This is a genomic window from Gilliamella sp. BG2 (assembly GCF_046635645.1).
Lineage (GTDB): Bacteria > Pseudomonadota > Gammaproteobacteria > Enterobacterales > Orbaceae > Gilliamella > Gilliamella bombi.
Genome location: NZ_JBIDFF010000004.1, coordinates 95,932 through 112,827 on the forward strand (window position 1 = coordinate 95,932; position 16,896 = coordinate 112,827).

15 protein-coding genes and 4 tRNA genes are annotated in these 16,896 nt (G+C 35.3%); 13 read left to right on the forward strand and 6 right to left on the reverse strand.

The genetic code is table 11. The annotated features are described in order from the left end of the window. Positions 1 to 137: 137 nt before the first annotated feature. From ACGH6Q_RS02995 to ACGH6Q_RS03015, 5 genes are all read right to left on the reverse strand, one after another. The gene (locus tag ACGH6Q_RS02995; protein ID WP_411591788.1) at positions 138 to 1,091 is read right to left on the reverse strand and encodes a tetratricopeptide repeat protein; all 954 of its coding nucleotides are present in this window, start codon (positions 1,089 to 1,091) and stop codon (positions 138 to 140) included. A 160-nt stretch (positions 1,092 to 1,251) separates the two neighbouring features. After that, positions 1,252 to 1,857 (reverse strand): tetratricopeptide repeat protein, encoded by a 606-nt coding sequence (locus ACGH6Q_RS03000; RefSeq protein WP_411591790.1) that lies wholly within the window; start codon positions 1,855 to 1,857, stop codon positions 1,252 to 1,254. 273 nt (positions 1,858 to 2,130) lie between these two features. Next, positions 2,131 to 2,206: transfer RNA gene (locus ACGH6Q_RS03005), tRNA-Lys, on the reverse strand. Positions 2,207 to 2,216: 10 nt separating this feature from the next. Next, positions 2,217 to 2,292 (reverse strand) — tRNA-Val (locus ACGH6Q_RS03010). Positions 2,293 to 2,327: 35 nt separating this feature from the next. Continuing rightward, positions 2,328 to 2,403 (reverse strand) — tRNA-Val (locus ACGH6Q_RS03015). Positions 2,404 to 2,606: 203 nt separating this feature from the next. Between ACGH6Q_RS03015 and ACGH6Q_RS03020 the strand changes: the two genes are divergently transcribed. The 6 genes from ACGH6Q_RS03020 to tusA all read left to right on the forward strand — a co-directional run bounded on the left by ACGH6Q_RS03020 (position 2,607) and on the right by tusA (position 6,878). Then, the gene (locus ACGH6Q_RS03020) at positions 2,607 to 3,557 is read left to right on the forward strand and encodes a PilN domain-containing protein (RefSeq protein ID WP_411591792.1); all 951 of its coding nucleotides are present in this window, start codon (positions 2,607 to 2,609) and stop codon (positions 3,555 to 3,557) included. After that, positions 3,547 to 4,014 carry a hypothetical protein gene (locus ACGH6Q_RS03025; RefSeq protein WP_174799472.1) on the forward strand — a complete coding sequence of 156 codons (468 nt, stop codon included), beginning with the start codon at positions 3,547 to 3,549 and terminating at the stop codon, positions 4,012 to 4,014. The genes ACGH6Q_RS03020 and ACGH6Q_RS03025 overlap by 11 nt, the downstream gene beginning before the upstream one ends. A 1-nt stretch (position 4,015) precedes the next feature. Then, on the forward strand, positions 4,016 to 4,387 hold the full coding sequence (locus ACGH6Q_RS03030) for a hypothetical protein (RefSeq protein ID WP_411591795.1): 372 nt from the start codon (positions 4,016 to 4,018) through the stop codon (positions 4,385 to 4,387). Between the two features lie 133 nt (positions 4,388 to 4,520). After that, on the forward strand, positions 4,521 to 5,717 hold the full coding sequence (locus ACGH6Q_RS03035; RefSeq protein WP_411591798.1) for a secretin N-terminal domain-containing protein: 1,197 nt from the start codon (positions 4,521 to 4,523) through the stop codon (positions 5,715 to 5,717). Between the two features lie 108 nt (positions 5,718 to 5,825). Next, positions 5,826 to 6,632 carry a Cof-type HAD-IIB family hydrolase gene (locus ACGH6Q_RS03040; protein WP_065589572.1) on the forward strand — a complete coding sequence of 269 codons (807 nt, stop codon included), beginning with the start codon at positions 5,826 to 5,828 and terminating at the stop codon, positions 6,630 to 6,632. Between the two features lie 9 nt (positions 6,633 to 6,641). Further along, the gene (tusA, locus tag ACGH6Q_RS03045) at positions 6,642 to 6,878 is read left to right on the forward strand and encodes a sulfurtransferase TusA (RefSeq protein WP_065589573.1); all 237 of its coding nucleotides are present in this window, start codon (positions 6,642 to 6,644) and stop codon (positions 6,876 to 6,878) included. A 47-nt stretch (positions 6,879 to 6,925) separates the two neighbouring features. Here the strand turns inward: tusA and ACGH6Q_RS03050 are convergent, their stop codons facing one another. Further along, positions 6,926 to 7,330 carry a protein YgfX gene (locus ACGH6Q_RS03050; RefSeq protein WP_366940510.1) on the reverse strand — a complete coding sequence of 135 codons (405 nt, stop codon included), beginning with the start codon at positions 7,328 to 7,330 and terminating at the stop codon, positions 6,926 to 6,928. 248 nt (positions 7,331 to 7,578) lie between these two features. Here ACGH6Q_RS03050 and ACGH6Q_RS03055 point away from each other — a divergent pair, with 248 nt between their 5' ends. From ACGH6Q_RS03055 to rlmB, 7 genes are all read left to right on the forward strand, one after another. Then, the gene (locus ACGH6Q_RS03055; RefSeq protein WP_411591800.1) at positions 7,579 to 10,119 is read left to right on the forward strand and encodes a penicillin-binding protein 1A; all 2,541 of its coding nucleotides are present in this window, start codon (positions 7,579 to 7,581) and stop codon (positions 10,117 to 10,119) included. A 13-nt stretch (positions 10,120 to 10,132) separates the two neighbouring features. Then, entirely contained in the window at positions 10,133 to 10,696 is a 564-nt protein-coding gene (gene rsmD / locus ACGH6Q_RS03060; RefSeq protein WP_085164687.1) for a 16S rRNA (guanine(966)-N(2))-methyltransferase RsmD, read from the forward strand. Beyond that, positions 10,696 to 10,953 carry a DUF1145 domain-containing protein gene (locus ACGH6Q_RS03065; RefSeq protein ID WP_034915035.1) on the forward strand — a complete coding sequence of 86 codons (258 nt, stop codon included), beginning with the start codon at positions 10,696 to 10,698 and terminating at the stop codon, positions 10,951 to 10,953. Before rsmD ends, ACGH6Q_RS03065 begins: the two co-directional genes overlap by 1 nt. 72 nt (positions 10,954 to 11,025) lie before the next feature. Further along, a tRNA-Gly gene (locus ACGH6Q_RS03070) sits at positions 11,026 to 11,101 on the forward strand. A 953-nt stretch (positions 11,102 to 12,054) separates the two neighbouring features. Then, a complete protein-coding gene (locus tag ACGH6Q_RS03075) occupies positions 12,055 to 12,975 on the forward strand; it encodes a hypothetical protein (RefSeq protein WP_411591803.1) in 921 nt (306 codons plus the stop codon). A gap of 429 nt (positions 12,976 to 13,404) precedes the next feature. Next, positions 13,405 to 15,864, forward strand: a complete 2,460-nt coding sequence (gene rnr, locus ACGH6Q_RS03080; protein ID WP_411591806.1) for a ribonuclease R — start codon at positions 13,405 to 13,407, stop codon at positions 15,862 to 15,864. Positions 15,865 to 15,891: 27 nt separating this feature from the next. After that, a complete protein-coding gene (rlmB, locus tag ACGH6Q_RS03085) occupies positions 15,892 to 16,653 on the forward strand; it encodes a 23S rRNA (guanosine(2251)-2'-O)-methyltransferase RlmB (RefSeq protein WP_411591808.1) in 762 nt (253 codons plus the stop codon). The last annotated feature ends 243 nt before the right edge of the window (positions 16,654 to 16,896 follow it).

The following is a 16,896-nucleotide window of genomic DNA, read 5'->3' on the forward strand; positions in this document are numbered from 1 at the left end:
CTAATAATTATTATTTGGGAATTGTGTTAGGTTATTCTTGACAAGCTTGATATATATTATTTAAAAGTAATGCTTAGCAGTTTGAATACCTTTTATAGTGCCATTTAGTTATTTCCCATTGCCAATATTATATTTTATTAAAGAAGTTTCTTGACATGTTTACATGCCTCTTGATGGTTGTTTTGGCAAGCTTGTTGAAAGTAATATTTTGCAGTATGGGTATTTATTGCCACTCCCAATCCTTGTTGATAGATAATACCTAAATTGTATTGTGCATCGGCATGATTTTGTTCAGCGGCAAACTGAAACCATCTTCTAGCTTCTGTATAATTTTTTTCAAACCATGAGCCATTATAATATAACCAACCTAAGCTATATTGTGCTTCAGGATTTCCTCTTTGTGCAGATTGAGTGTCTAATTCTACACCTTTGGCAAAATCTTTTTTTAATCCACCTAATCCATTGTAATACATATTTGCTAAATTATGCAGAGCATATATATTGCCTTGCTTAGCTGCTTGTTCATATAGTTCTCTAGCTTTGGTATAGTTCTTTTTGACAACAATTCCAATATAATAAAATCTACCCAGATTGTTTTGAGCCTCTTTGTTGCCTAGTTGTACAGCTTTTTCGTAAAAATATTTTGCCTTAACATAGTCTTGGCTAATAGTATTATTATCTGAATTTTGTTCAATTCCTTTTCGATAATGTTTTTTTTCTGCAAATTCGTAAAGTGCCCCTAGATTAAATAGACCTAAAGCATAACCGCTTGAGGCTGCTTTTGCATAAAACTGCTTTGCTTTAAGCAAATTTTTCTTCACGCCGAGACCATAATTGTACATGTAGCCTAAACTTACTTGTGCATCGGCGTAATTTTGATTAGCCGATTTTTGGTACCATTCAATAGCTTTAGCATAATCTTGTTTAACGTTAAGACCGTACTGGTACATATAACCTAACCGGTTTTGTGCTTCGGCACTATTTTGTTCTGTTGCTTTTTTATATTCAACATCAAAGTTATATTCTATATTTTGTGTTGCAAAAATAGGCGTATTTACAAATAAGTATATTATTAATAGTATTTTTTTCATTTAACTGCCTCTTTATTTTGGGCCCAAATTTCTTATTAAAGAATGTTTTTAACTTGTTGGCAAACCTATTTGTGCTTATTTTGATAAGTCTATTGAAAGCAATGATTTAATGTATAGATATCTTTTGATATTTTTCCATTTTGGTGTAACAGATTAATTATTAACAACCGCAATCGTTATTACTAGCTTGCTTTTTCTTGGCCTGTTGTTTGGCTACAATGGCATTAACCTTTTTTGTTACAACATTTAAGTGATCTTTAGCATCGGAATAGTTTTGTTCAGCGGCCTTAGCAAACCATTGTTTAGCTTTAAAATAGTTCTTTTTAACCCCTGTACCATTGTAATAGAGTGTTGCTAATGTATATTGAGCAACGGCATCTCCTTTTTTAGCTGCTTTTGTATCCCACTCAATTCCCTTAGAATAGTTTTGTTTTGTTCCTTGTCCATTATAATACAATAAGGCTAAACTGTGTTGAGCTGCGATATGACCTTGATTGGCAGCCTTTTCAAACCACTCTTTTGCTTTAATATAATCAGGTTTTGCTTTTAATTGCTCATCAAAACCATATTCGAAACCTTTAAATTGCCGTTTTTTAGTATATGAGCCATCAGCGTACATAAGACCTACATGGTATTGCGCCTCTGCATCTTTTTGTTCTGTTGCTTTTTGATATTCTTCATTAAAATCAAATAATGTTTGTTGATCAGCATTAACAGCAATACTAAAACATAAAACTAATGATAGTTTTGCAAAAAACTTTAGCATACAACTTCCTTATAAATTAAATAACTTAATTATTCTATCGTATTTATCTGTTTAGTATAGCGTAATTAAATAAGTTGTTTATTAATTAAATATTGATGTCATGAAATGGTGGGTCGTGAGCAATTATTCGGCACATCGTGTGCCTCACCCCTTCGGGCCAACACTGCATGTTGTTCAAATTTGTTCCAGAAAAATTTGTCGAACGCTATCGTTCTCATCGCTTTTTTTACTTAATTAGATTGATTGGACTTATTCAGAAATTGTTTAATAAAATGGTGGGTCGTGAGCGATTCGAACGCTCGACCAACGGATTAAAAGTCCGCTGCTCTACCGACTGAGCTAACGACCCATCTTAAAGATGGTGGGTGATACCGGGTTCGAACCAGTGACCCCCTCCTTGTAAGGGAGGTGCTCTCCCAACTGAGCTAATCACCCCAAGTGTTTCATTACTGAAACATCACGGTAAAGATTGGTGGGTGATACCGGGTTCGAACCAGTGACCCCCTCCTTGTAAGGGAGGTGCTCTCCCAACTGAGCTAATCACCCTTACCGTGTGGATGTGCATTATAAGGCACGACTTATTTCAGTCAACCTTTTTTTTTAAAATTCTCTAAAATCTACTTCGTTCGATTTAATTTTAAACATTTTTTGGGTGATAGTTCGCAAAAATCGCTTTTGTCAGTTTTTATTTAGGAAAAGATGATTATGATTAAGTGATGCTATTATCAGAAACAAGAAGATAATCCATCATGATTTTTAATAAAAGTAGCGTCATTATTTATGTCGAACCTACAATTTTACGCTATAGGATTGAAAATTCAGTTAAGCGAAATGCTACAACAGCCACTAGCGAAGATCTGATTGTATTTAATTATCAAAATGAAAATGATATAGATATTTTTATTGATGAGTTACTAAAAAAAATTTCTGAGCGTGCGGTATTTGAACTTAATTTGGATATCAATTTAATTCAAATACAACAATTAACCTTACCTGATGTAAAGCTAAATTTAAATGAATTGAGTTTATATGTTGAAGCTAACATTTATAAATTATTCCAAGTGTCGGCTAAAAGTGTATTTTTTGATTTTGTTTATTCAACTGAACATACAAAACAAATTACAGTGATGATAGTTGAACGTCATTATATTGAAAATTGGATCAATCTTTTTAAAAAGCATCAACGACTATTAACTTTTGTAGGTTGTCGATTTGAAAATAATAAAGTTAATTTTTTACCTTGGCGGCAAGAGAAACAAACAAAACATCAACGACAATTGACAGGCGTGGTTATTGGATTTATGGGCATAATAAGTTGTTTACTCTGTTATTTGTGGATACAAGCTCGAAATGATTTAAAAACTTATGATGAAAAATTATTACACCAGCAAAAGATAGTACAAAAATTAACTGAAGAATTAGTTAATTATTTGCCTAATCCATCATTAAGCCAAAAACAAATTCAGCAATCCTTATTATTGCTTTCAGAACAGTTACCTTCAGTAATTTGGCTTGATTCTTTCTATTATGAACCTAAAAAAGTAGCAATAGAAGGGCAAAGCTTTAGTTATGTCGAACTTACTCATTTTAACCAAAATTTGTTAATGCTAAAAAATATCGCTAAAAGTCAAATAAATACCGTATCGACCAATAAGAATAATTTATTTTTTGAAATGGAAATGGAACTTAATGAACAGTGATTTTTTCTATCGCCCAGTTTGGCAACAGTACGCATTGTGTATTTTATGTTGTTTAGCATTTTTTGTTATTGTTTATCAACTTTTTATTAAAGAAGGCCAGCAACAAGCTGAGCTAAAGGCCGAGTTATATCAGCAAAAGATTACTGAAATTGAATTGTTACAGGCAAAAGTAAGGCGTTATCAGGCAAGTAAAAATAGTTTATATAGTTTGATATCTGAAAAAGAATTAGCGTTGGCTATTGAACAAAATCATCTAACACTAAGTTCCTTTAAACATTATCAAACTGACAATACGGTTAATTGGGATATTGAATTAGAAGGGCAATTTTTTGATTTTATGGCTTTAATTTCATCATTAACGGATGATTTTTATTATCTTGATTTTCAGAATCTAAAAATCAGCAAGCAAGAACAGCAGTTACAGATCATGTTTACGCTCTTATTTAAAAAGGCATAAAGTGAAACGTTATATCTATCAATTTATTAGTTTATTAATTGTTATCTGTTTTGAACTAAAGGCCGATGTGTCTTTAGGACGAGATCCTTTTCAACAAAATTACTCAGTTTCTTGTAGTGAGCAAACGACGTTACTGCTTGAACAAATTCAAGTTTGGCATTTTAGGGGAAGCATGAATCAAATTGATCAGAATTATCAGCAAATTTGGTTAACATCTGAAAATCAATGGCTAGCAATAACCGATGATGTGGTGCCTAACGTTTTGTTTCCTTGGCGTTTGCAATCTTTATTAAACGATAAAATAACGTGGCAGGCCGATTTACCTGATTATTGCCATAGTACTGTATCATGGACAATGTCGCTAAATGAATAATAACAATAGTAAGAATCAAAAGCATCAATGGCTAGAACAATGTATTTGCAGATTGATTAAAGCAATAATAAGTTTGTTAGCTGTAATAATTTTTATATTTGTAACAATGATCATAAATACAACTTACGCAAATATGAAGCAATCAGTAAATGTCGATTCGCAACAAAATATCTCAATGACATTCTACCAAACCGACATTGCAATTATCTTACAAGCTTTAGCCGATAATCAGCAGATGAATTTAGTCATGACCGAAGATATACCAATTAAGCAATCCATTAAACTCAACAACGTTGATTGGCACAAAGCGCTAAAGATCATATTAGATTCGGCAAATTTACAAGCCGAAATTGACGATAATATTTTGTTCGTATCTAAAGCGATAGAACCAGAAGTTTTATTGAAAAAACAGCAATCTGAACAAAGAGAAAAAGAATTAAACCAACCACTTAATTCTTTGCCTATAGCTGTTAATCATGCAGACCCAGCCACCTTAATTGAAACAATTCAACAACAAGGATTATTATCAGAACGGGGCAAGATTACGCTCGATAAGCGGACAAATTCGCTTATCATTACCGATTTAGCTAAACAATTTGCTAATATCCAAAAATTAGTTAAAACACTGGATAAACCAATGCCTCAAGTTCATATTTCAGCGCATATTGTTACTATGAATGAGGAGAGCATGTCAGAGCTGGGTATAAAATGGGGATATTCAGGAAAATCATCGCAATTATTAGATAAGTTCGATGTGGGGCTTGGAGCTAGTTATCCCACCACAACTGTAGGTTTTAATTTGGCTAAAATATCTGGTCATTTACTTAATTTAGAGTTATCAGCGCTCGAATCTGAAAATCAACTTGAAATTATAGCCAGCCCAAATTTGTTAACAGCCAATCAAAATATGGCGTCGATAAAACAAGGTACTGAAATTCCTTACGAGGTTTCTAGTGGTAGTAATGGTGCAACATCTATTGAATTTAAGCCTGCGGTGTTAGGGCTAGAGGTCACACCGAAAGTACTAACAGATGATAGGATGATTTTAGACTTATACATTACGCAAAATACGACTGGTCGCTCAATAAAACGTAGTGATGGTGGTGAGGCGATAGCTATTGATACACAAGAGATCAAAACACAAGTTCAAATAAAGAATGGCGAAACAGTAGTTTTAGGTGGTATTTTTCAACAGCTTAACACCAATGGGCAACAAAAAGTACCTGGTGCGGGCGATGTGCCCATTATTGGAAATATATTTAAATATAATAGAAAAAAACAGCAAAAACGAGAGTTGGTTATTTTTATTACACCGCAATTGGTTGAGTAAATGTTAACGGAGTTGTATCATACTTTAACTTGTTTTAGCAGTTGCTTTGATAAGTAAATATTGTTTTAAAGTATATTATTATTACCATTAATTATAAAAGTAGAGAATATTATGCATGTTGTTGCTTCTGATTTAGACGGTACTTTATTAACTCCTGAACATAGCTTATCACCTTATACCAAGCAAGTCCTTCAAGCGTTACGTAAAAAAGGCATTCACTTTGTTTTTGCAACTGGCAGACACCACATTGATGTCGCTCAAATGCGTGAAAACATGGAAATTGACGCCTTTATGATAACAGCAAATGGTGCTAGGGTGCATGATAGCGAAGGTAATCTAGTTTTTAGCCAAAGTATTTCCCCATCGCTTGCTAGTGAAATAGCTAAAATGAGTATGGATGATCCTTTAATTTATACTCATGTATATCGTGGTGATCATTGGTTAATTAATAAAGAAGATACATATTCATTAGAATTCTTTCGAGACACAGATTTTACTTATCAATTATTTAATCCACTTAATTTTGACACTAGCGATGTTGCTAAAATTTATTTTACGACAACGGATAATGCACTTTACCCGCATTTAGTCCAATTAAAGAATCGACTTGATGCAAAATTTGGTGACAAACTTAGCATTGCTTTTTCAACCCTAAATTGCCTTGAAGTGATGGCCGAAAATGTGTCTAAGGGTAGTGCACTAAAAAAAGTGGTAGAAAAATTAGGTTACAGTTTAAAAGATAGTATCGCTTTTGGTGATGGCATGAATGACTACGAAATGCTAAAAGCCGCAGGTAAAGGTTGTATAATGCAAAACGGAAGCTCGGAATTAAAATCATTATTGCCTGAGTTAGAGGTTATTGGCTCTAACGCTCAAGATGCTGTACCGCATTATCTAAGTAAACTGTTTTTATAATTATTAAATATGAATATAACTATTGACAAAGAACTCAACACGCTTGGATTGCGTTGTCCTGAACCTATTATGTTAATTAGAAAAGCGATCCGAGAACTATCTATAGGACAAGTTCTTTATGTGATCGCTGATGATTTTGCAACTACTCGTGATGTACCTAGCTTTTGTCGCCATATGGATCATCAATTACTGTCATTGCAAATAGAATCTCAACCTTATCAGTATTGGATCAAAAAATCCCATTAGTGTAACGATTTTTATGGCAAAAAGTTTCAGGAAAGTAGGTGTTTGTGTCAATTTAATTCGATTTGCTTTAAGTAAAAACGTAATGTACGCCAATCATTAGGTTGAAGATTATCAACCATTAATAATAGCGTACAGCGTTTGCCATTATGTCGTGATTTTAAGTTTAAAATAATGATATAACGAAATATCAACGGTCTATGCATTAAGTACCAACGTTGTTTGTGCCAGTATATTTGATTGATACAGTGAAATAGCGCAAATTCGTCTTTAATAGTTTTGAAGTAACACAGACTGTGCCACCATTCTATTATTAATAATAGAATAATAACAAAGGTATAACAATTTAAGTATGTGTTAGCAAACATAACTAAACAAAGTGCGATTAACACTGAGTAAAAAAGAGTTGAAATCAATAATTGTATCTTTGATATGCTAAGTTTTATGCTCCACATAATTTATTCTTTACTTTAGTTAAATTAGGATTATTTCATTCTTTTGCAAAAAATTACTTAAAATAAAGACAAATATGGGAGATAATGCGCATAATTTTTGTGTGTTTTAATAAACGAGCGATCAACCATAGACATTTTTTTTAATGTCAATGTGAAGATCCAGAACTGAAGATAGTGTTACTAAATTTGGCGCAGAGAGAACTCTCGTGCCATTATTTTTGCCTTAAAATTTAGAATAGGAAAGATTTGTGATATTAATTAGAGTGTTAAAAATTATTCTAAAATTATTCGTTGGCTTATTTCTTTGTGGCTTAATTATTGGTATTGCAGGTTATGCTCATTATTCAAAGGATCTTCCTGATGTCACTACATTAAAAGATGTTCGACTTCAAACACCAATGCAAGTATTAAGCAAAGATGGTGAATTAATTGCCATTTTTGGTGAACGGCGTAGAACCCCTCTGAAATATGATGAAATTCCTCCAATAGTTATTAATGCGGTCATTGCAACTGAAGATGCTCGTTTTTATGAACATTTTGGCATCGATCCAGTTGGTATTGCTCGAGCGATGTATATTGGTTTAAAGCAGAAAGGATTTTCTCAAGGTGGCAGTACAATTACGCAACAAGTCGCTAAGAACTTTTTCTTAACACCTGAAAAAAGTATAGCGCGTAAAGTCAAAGAAATGATTTTGGCTATCCGTATGGAAAAAGAGTTATCAAAAGAAGAAATCATGGCACTATACCTTAACATGATTAACTTCGGATCGAGGGCATATGGTGTTGCTGCTGCATCTTATACTTTTTTTGGTAAAACACCTGAACAGTTAACTGTTGATGAAGCGGCTTTATTAGCTGGTTTACCAAATGCACCATCAGCTTACAACCCAATTTCACATCCAGAACGAGCATTGACTAGACGCAATTGGGTACTAGGACGAATGCTAGATCAATCCTATATTACTCAAGCAGAATATGACGAAGCGATTAAAAAACCGTTAGGCGCTAGCTACCACTCACCACAAATTGAGTTTTCGGCGCCTTATGTTGCCGAAATGGCACGTCAATTTATGTACGACAAATTTGGCGAAAATGCCTACACAGATGGCTATAAAGTCTATACAACTATCTCAAAAACCGATCAAATAGCTGCAACAGAAACAGTGCAAAAGCATATTATTGAGTATGATACCAGACATGGTTATCGTGGTGCTGAAAAAATATTATGGCAACCAGACGAAGCACCATGGAATTCTGAACAAATCCAGCAAACTCTTAATAAATACATGTGCTATGGCGGAATATGCCCAGCGGTGGTCATGACATCTTCAGATAAAGAAGCAACAGCGGTATTATCTGATAAAAGTAATATTACTATTGCATATCAAAACATGAAATGGGCGCGTCCATTTATTAGCGATACAAGACAAGGCGCTTACCCAAGAAAAGTCTCTGACACCATCAAGGCAGGACAGTTAATTTGGGTCAAAAAAACTGATGATAATTGGGAATTATCACAAATTCCAGCTGTTAACGCTGCGCTAGTATCACTTGATTCAGACAATGGTGCAATCAAAGCGATTGTTGGTGGTTATGATTTTAATTTGAGTAAATTTAATCGAGCAACACAAGCACTAAGGCAATTAGGCTCGAATATTAAACCATTTATTTATACCTCAACATTAGAGCAAGGTTTAACAATGGCTACGCTTCTTAATGATGCACCAATTGTTCGTTCTGCGGGTAGTGCTACATGGCGTCCTAAAAACTCACCACCTACCTATGCAGGACCTTTACGTTTAAGAATTGGCCTAGGAATGTCTAAAAATGTAATGATGGTAAGAGCATTGCGTGCAGTTGGTATAGATTATGCTGCGACTTATTTAGAGCGTTTTGGATTTCCTAAAGAAAATATTTCTTATAATGAATCGTTAGCTTTAGGTTCGGCATCATTTACGCCATTGCAAGTGGCAAGAGCTTATTCGGTGATCACTAATGGCGGTTATTTAATATCACCATATTTAATTGAAAAAATTGAGGAAAATGATGGTAAAGGTCTAATTTATCAGCATCAACCTTTAATTGCTTGTCACAATTGTACTGACGATGACGTCATTGTAGGGGCCACACCAGTATCACTTGATAATGTTGAAAATGAATCAACCGAATTAGGTAATGAAGAGCCAGAGCAAGAAAATCTAAAAGCAGATGATAATATAATTTTACCTGATATTGATACTGAAAATAAAGTCACTGATGTAACACCAAAATACGCACCGCATACGGTAAATAGTGGTATTGCATTTATTATGAAAGATGGTCTTCGATCCATCGTATTTGGTGGTTCAGATTGGCAAGGTACTGCATGGCGTGTAAAAGCATTGGGTAGAAAAGATGTCGGTGGTAAAACTGGGACAACTAACTCATCTAAAGACGTTTGGTTTTCTGGATTTGGTGGCAATATTGTAACTACTGTTTGGATGGGATTTGATGATCATCGCCGTGACTTGGGGCGAACTGTCCGAGCTGAAGCAGGGGCTGTAACCGCAAACCCAATATGGGTTGATTATATGAAAGTTGCCCTAAAAGATGTACCAGTAATAGAAGATGTAAAACCTGCAAATGTTATTTCTGTTACTATTGATCAAAAAACAGGTCTATTACCTCAATCTGGATCTAAAACAATGTCAGAGTACTTTATAAAAGGTACCGAACCAACGACTTATGCGACCCAAGAGGTGGGCACGAAAGTAACAGATTCAGAAGGTAATACTTCAGAACTATTCTAATAAAGGATTTAGCATGAATGGTTCAATAAGAATTATTGGCGGAAAATGGCGTGGGCGTAAATTGTCGGTACTAGACAAACAAGGATTACGCCCAACCACCGATCGAATCAAAGAAACTCTATATAACTGGTTAATGCCAGTTATACATGATAGTGATTGTTTGGACTGCTTTTCGGGTAGTGGCTCATTAGGTTTTGAAGCAGTATCAAGAGGAGCCCAAAGTGTTACTTTGCTCGAAAAAGATAAACAAGTAGCACAGCTACTTAGCAAAAATAAACAGATTATTGCTAGCAACGCAATCGACATTTATCATACTGATACTTTACAATGGCTAAACAGGCCAGCAGTAAAACAGTTTGATATTGTATTTATCGATCCGCCATTTCATCAATCATTAGTCGCAAAAACGGTTAACGAACTTGAAAATAACAACTGGCTAAAACCGTTGGCTTATATTTATATTGAAACAGAAATACAGCATGATCTAACAACTTATATTCCAACTAACTGGCGCTTACATCGTGAAAAAATTGCAGGGCAAGTTCACAGCTATCTATTTATACGAGAAGATAATTAATGTTCATCTTTATTGGTAAAACTTTATACTCATTAATGTGGTTATTTTTATTATTTAACTTAATCCACCCATATCCAAAACCGGCAAATGTTGTTGCCAATATTGGCTTAATCGCCTTTACTGTTACTCATGGCTTACAAGCTTGGATGTTAAACTCAACCATGACCAAACAAGAAAAACAACAAGACAAATTTAAAGTGTTACGGTTATTTTTATTTGGTGTTTTTGAATCACTTAGTTGGAAAGACAAAAAATAATAATAAAAAGAGGTTGCGAGATACAAAAATTTTTGTATAATGCTCACCACTTCTTACGAAGCACCTCAATAAGCGGGAATAGCTCAGTTGGTAGAGCACGACCTTGCCAAGGTCGGGGTCGCGAGTTCGAACCTCGTTTCCCGCTCCAATAAAACATCTATTTAGTATAAAAGTAAATTTATATCCCATACGGTGTTAACTAACGAAAGTGATTAGTTGTGTGCAAGGCACAAAAAACACAGCAAAAACATTGTAATAAAAACAGAAATTAGCTAATAATTACTTAAATTAAGTAAAATAAAAAACTTCAATAAAATCAATGGTCTACCTGAGATATTTTAGAGAAAACACACAACACAGCAAGGTTAATTTACCTATCTTTTAACTGTGTCGGAGTGCTTTGCTGATAGACTGAGGGCAGCACGCCAAATAGGACTGTTTGGTGTGTTTGTGCTTTGTTAGGGATGCCAATTTATCAGGAACAACTTGGCACTTTTTAGCAAAGCAAATAGGCTTAAAAAAGGCGAATATCATAATGATTCGAGTAAATCATACCGATGGTTAAGAGCGAGAGCGTTGGGTACCGTAGTTCATATTTTGTATCTCATGTGAGTTGTAAGATGTTACGCTCAAAATTCTTAAATTAAACGTTACCACCAATATCAGTTATTCCGACAAAATTCAAAAGCTATAAAGCTAACAGCATATTTTAATTATAAAATTAACCTATCTATAAAGTCGAATTGTTTTATCTTTACATTTCTTTACAAAAAAGTCCGCCAAAAAACTAGCCAACCATTTTTTTAATGGCTATACTTTTATCGTTGTAGGAAAACAAGCTTATTAAATAAGCGAATAATTATAAAAATTCAAATAAAACAAAATATTACTTGACACGAGGAACGTAATGCATTATCATTTTAGACACCAGACACCAGACACCAGCACTGGCAAACCTATGTCTTAAATTTATCAAATAATCTTATTCGACGAGTTTTTACACTAAGCTCATTTATACTTTCCAAATTATCTCTCAAATTATTATCGAAATTATTGCTCAAATCACCTAAAACAGCTTTGCTAGTATTAGCACTGTTATTATTGTCATCGTCATGGAATGTTCAGGCGAATGGTAAAAAAGCTCAAGCGAGTAATCGCAGTGATGCAATAATGCTACAACCGTCGGCAGTTATCAATTATGTAAGGCCGTATCTATCTAATATTTATGATGACCGATATGCAGGCCCAGCTGACATATGGAATCCTAATAAGGGCTTTTTAGTTCAATCTACCAATCCTGAATCATACAGCCTAAATTTTCCGACTACAGGTGCGCATAATTTATATTTTGATTTACTCATAACAGGAATAGAACCAGAAGAATTGACATGGGAACCAGTCACGCATGAGGGAATTACTGCAACAGTGACAAATGTTGTACCTAATGATTACTGGATTCCTTATGAAGATGGGGGACAAGTTGTCGCCCGTGTTAAGCTAGCAGGTCCAGAGGCAAGAAATCAATGGGACAATCCTCATCCTAACCCAATTGCTAAGCCAAAGTTACCGCAGACGTTTGAGTTAGTGGGTAGAGATATTAATACCAATGATGAGGTAGTAAAATATGGATTTGTGTTGAGGCAGTGGTTCGTCAGTCGGGGGCATACATGGAGAGATTATAGTGACTATTCAGCATGGTGTGATAGTTTGGGTTACCGCATGCCGAGGGTAAGGGATTTAACCAATGCGAAGTGTGGTGTAAGAGGGGATATGGGTTTTTTCCCATGTATAAATGGCATAAATAGCGCCATGCCGTCGTCTGATTGGAATGGTTACAGGCGTCACATAGGCGCTGGATTTTTTACGGAGTGGGGTTCGGTGGGCATCTACGCTGATTCAGGTTTCTCCGAGAACAGCATGACGAGTGACGGCTCAGCTAGTAGCAAGCTCCATGTCAGCACGTACGATGGCGATGTTATACTCGGCGATGGACCCGCCTATGGTGTTTGCACCATACCTTAGCTTTTAGCGTTTGGTACTTAATCTTTAGATCTTGAGACGAAAGGGGGCTTATGGTGTAAATAACTGAGAGTTATGGCTTATTCTAACGTAGTGAGGTTTAGGACGTTTTATTTGGCAAAGACAAAACGCCCTAAACCAAACACCTCTATAACTATTTTCATAATATTGATTTAAAAATATCATTAATACAAAATATAAATCAACACAATATGATTTATGTAGTATTGTAAAATAATTATCTACTGAATTATGATTCTTTAGCAGTGCCATTAAGGCTCAATACGTTATTTTGATGCGGATTTAGATATTTTTTTATGTTTTTATAATTTATTTTATAGATTTTGATTCTTGGTTATAAATTGAATCTTCATTTTAAGTTATACGACTCTGTGTTATGCTACAGTTAATATTAGTCACAGGATATTCCTTATGATAAAAGATCCTTTTTTTGACCGCGAAGCAGAGAAGTATGATTCCCCAATTGCCAGTCGAGAGCTTATTTTAGATTACCTTAAACAAGAAGCAAAGCCTGCTAGTTTAGAAAAAATTGCTCAAGCTGTTGATATTAAAAATGAAGAGCAAAAAGTGGCATTGCATCGTCGTTTGCGCGCAATGGAGCGTGATGGACAAGTAGTTTTTACACGCCGTAAATGTTATGCCTTGCCTGAAAAATTTGATATGGTTAAAGGCAGTGTGATTGCGCATCGTGATGGATTCGGTTTTTTACGCGTTGAAGGAAGTCCTGAAGACTATTTTTTATCACCGGAGCAAATGAAAAAAGTTTTACAAGGCGATGTAATCTTAGCTCAGCCAATGGGAACTAAATATCGCGGAAAAATGGAAGCTCGTGTTGTGCGAATTTTAGAGCCACGCAATAATCAAATTGTTGGGCGGTATTTTATTGAGCAAGGGGTTGGTTTTGTTGTCCCTGATGATAGCCGTTTAAACTTTGATATTTTAATTGCGGGTAAACCTAGCCGCACGGTTCGTATGGGAACGGTGGTGGTGGTTGAGTTACAACAACGCCCTGAACGCCGTCAAAAAGCTGTTGGCATTATAAAAGAAGTGCTCGGTGAAATAATGGGGACTAATTTGGCGATTGATATTGCTCTGCGGAATCACGAAATCCCTTATGAATTGCCAAAGGCTGTTGAAAAAGAGGTAAGCAAGTTCACCGAACAAGTGCCAGAAAGTGCTAAAAAAGGGCGAAGAGATTTGCGACAATTACCTTTGGTAACAATTGATGGTGAAGATGCCCGTGATTTTGATGATGCGGTTTATTGCCAAAAAAATCGTGGTGGTGGCTATCGGTTATGGGTGGCTATTGCAGATGTGAGTTATTATGTTAGACCAGGTAAGGCGTTAGATAAAGAAGCTTGTTTACGAGGTACATCGGTTTACTTTCCTTCACGAGTTGTACCAATGCTTCCAGAAGCATTATCTAATGGGCTTTGTTCGTTAAATCCGCAAGTTGATCGCTTATGTTTAGTTTGCGAAATGACGGTGTCTAATCGTGGACGGTTGACGGGGTTTGAGTTTTATGAAGCGGTAATGAACTCGCATGCTCGGTTAACGTATACTAAAGTGGCTAAGATTTTAGATGGTGATGAAGAACTTCGTGAACACTATCATGAATTAGTCCCTCATCTTGAAAATCTTTATGGACTTTATAATGTGCTTGATAAAGCACGGGTTACCCGTGGTGCAATAGGATTTGAATCAGAAGAGCCTAAATTTGTTTTTAATGCCGATAAACGTATTGAAAGTATTGAACTGGCACAGCGAAATGTGGCACATAAAATTATTGAAGAGTGTATGATTTTAGCCAATGTTTCAGCGGCAAAATTAGTGATTGGTGCCCAAGTGCCATCATTATTCCGCGTACATGACAGACCCGATGAAGATCGAATGAGTAACTTGCGCAGTGTATTAAGTGAACTTGGTTTATCACTTGGTGGTGGTGCAAGTCCTAAACCTAAAGATATTGCCGAATTAATGAAAGTGGTTGAAACACGCCCTGATCATGATATGTTGCAAACCGTGATTTTACGCTCTATGAAACAAGCTATTTATGACCCAGAAAATCGAGGACATTTTGGTTTGGCACTTGAGGAGTATGCACATTTTACTTCGCCAATTCGCCGTTACCCTGATTTGCTTTTGCATCGTGCTATCAAATGGATTTTAGCTGATGAAAAACATAAAACCAGTAAAACAGGGGGGTATCGTTATGATACAAATGAAATGCTTTACTTTGGTGAACACTGTTCAATGACCGAACGGCGAGCTGATGAGGCCGTACGTGATGTCGTGGATTGGCTTAAGTGTGATTACATGCAAGATCATGTAGGTGAAGTATTTAACGGCTCTATTTCAAGCGTGGTTAATTTTGGTTTCTTTGTGAGGTTGGACGATCTATTTATCGATGGTTTAGTGCATGTGTCATCGCTTGAAAATGATTACTATTTTTTTGATGCCTCGCACAATCGCCTAGTTGGTGAAAATACACGTTTTACTTATCGTTTAGGCGATAAAGTGCAAGTGAAAGTCGATAATGTTAATCCAGAAGAACGTAAAATTGATTTTTCATTGGTTGGCAGTAATAATAAGCCAAAACGTCAGGGTAAAACGGCAAAAGATAAGTCCAAACAAGTCAAAAACGATCAAATTGCCGATTTACCAATAAAACGAAAAGGCAAAAAATCAACCAGTAAAAAAAGTAGCGTGAAGCCAAATACTAAGCAAAATACTAAACCAAGTACTAAATCAAGTACCCCAAAAAAGGCAAAATCAAGCGCTAAATCAAACATGAAAGCAAGTGCTAAAGTTGAAGTGAAAGCCAAAAGTAAAAAACGTAGTAAATCAAAATCAACCAATAAAACCAAATAGTTAATAAAATAAAAGAGTAACAAATAAATGAGTGAAACAGTTTATGGCCTACACGCCATTGAAGCATTATTAGCACGTTCGCCAGAAAGAATTATTGAAGTATTTATTATTAAAGGGCGTGAAGATAAACGCCTTCTTGCCGTTGTGCGTCAATTAGAGCAACTTGGTTTGCCAGTTAAAGTTGCTAATCGCCAATGGTTAGATGAAAAATCTAAAAATGGTGTACATCAAGGTATTTTAGCCATGGTTACGCCGAATCGAGGTTATCAAGAAAATGATATACCTTTGCTCATGGAACAACAGCCAAATCCAGTTATTTTAATTTTAGATGGTGTAACTGATCCGCATAATTTAGGTGCATGTATAAGAACTGCTGATGCTGCTGGTGTCGATTTTATTATTGTACCAAAGGATCGCTCCGCACCGCTCAATTCAACGGCACAAAAAGTTGCTTGTGGTGCAGCTGAAAGCGTGCCTGTGGTTAGGGTGACCAATTTGGCTCGTACAATGCGAATGCTGCAAGATGAGTACCAAGTTTGGATTGTGGGCACCGCTGGAGAAGCTGATAGAACGCTTTATCAAACAGACTTCTATAAAACATCAACACAGACCGCACTTGCATTGGTAATGGGTGCTGAAGGTGAAGGGATGCGTCGTTTAACCAAAGAACACTGTGATGAATTAGTCAGCATTCCAATGGCGGGTATTGTGTCATCACTAAATGTATCGGTTGCAACTGGTGTTTGTTTATTTGAAATTGTTCGGCAAAAATCAGCTATCAAAACCTAATTTAGATGGTTATAACCGTATTGGCTACCTAACTATTTAAGTTTCATACGGAATCAATAGATTAGTTGAACTTCAATACGGTTAATTAAAACAATCATAAAAATATATTAGCAAGCATTTTTTTTATTAGCATGAATTTTTCATTTGTCTTTAAAAAATTAAGTAAACAAATGAGTATAATTTTGTCAAAAAGTTTCAGGTAACCCTACGTTTCAGTAAAAAATATTGTTTTTTAGATCGTTA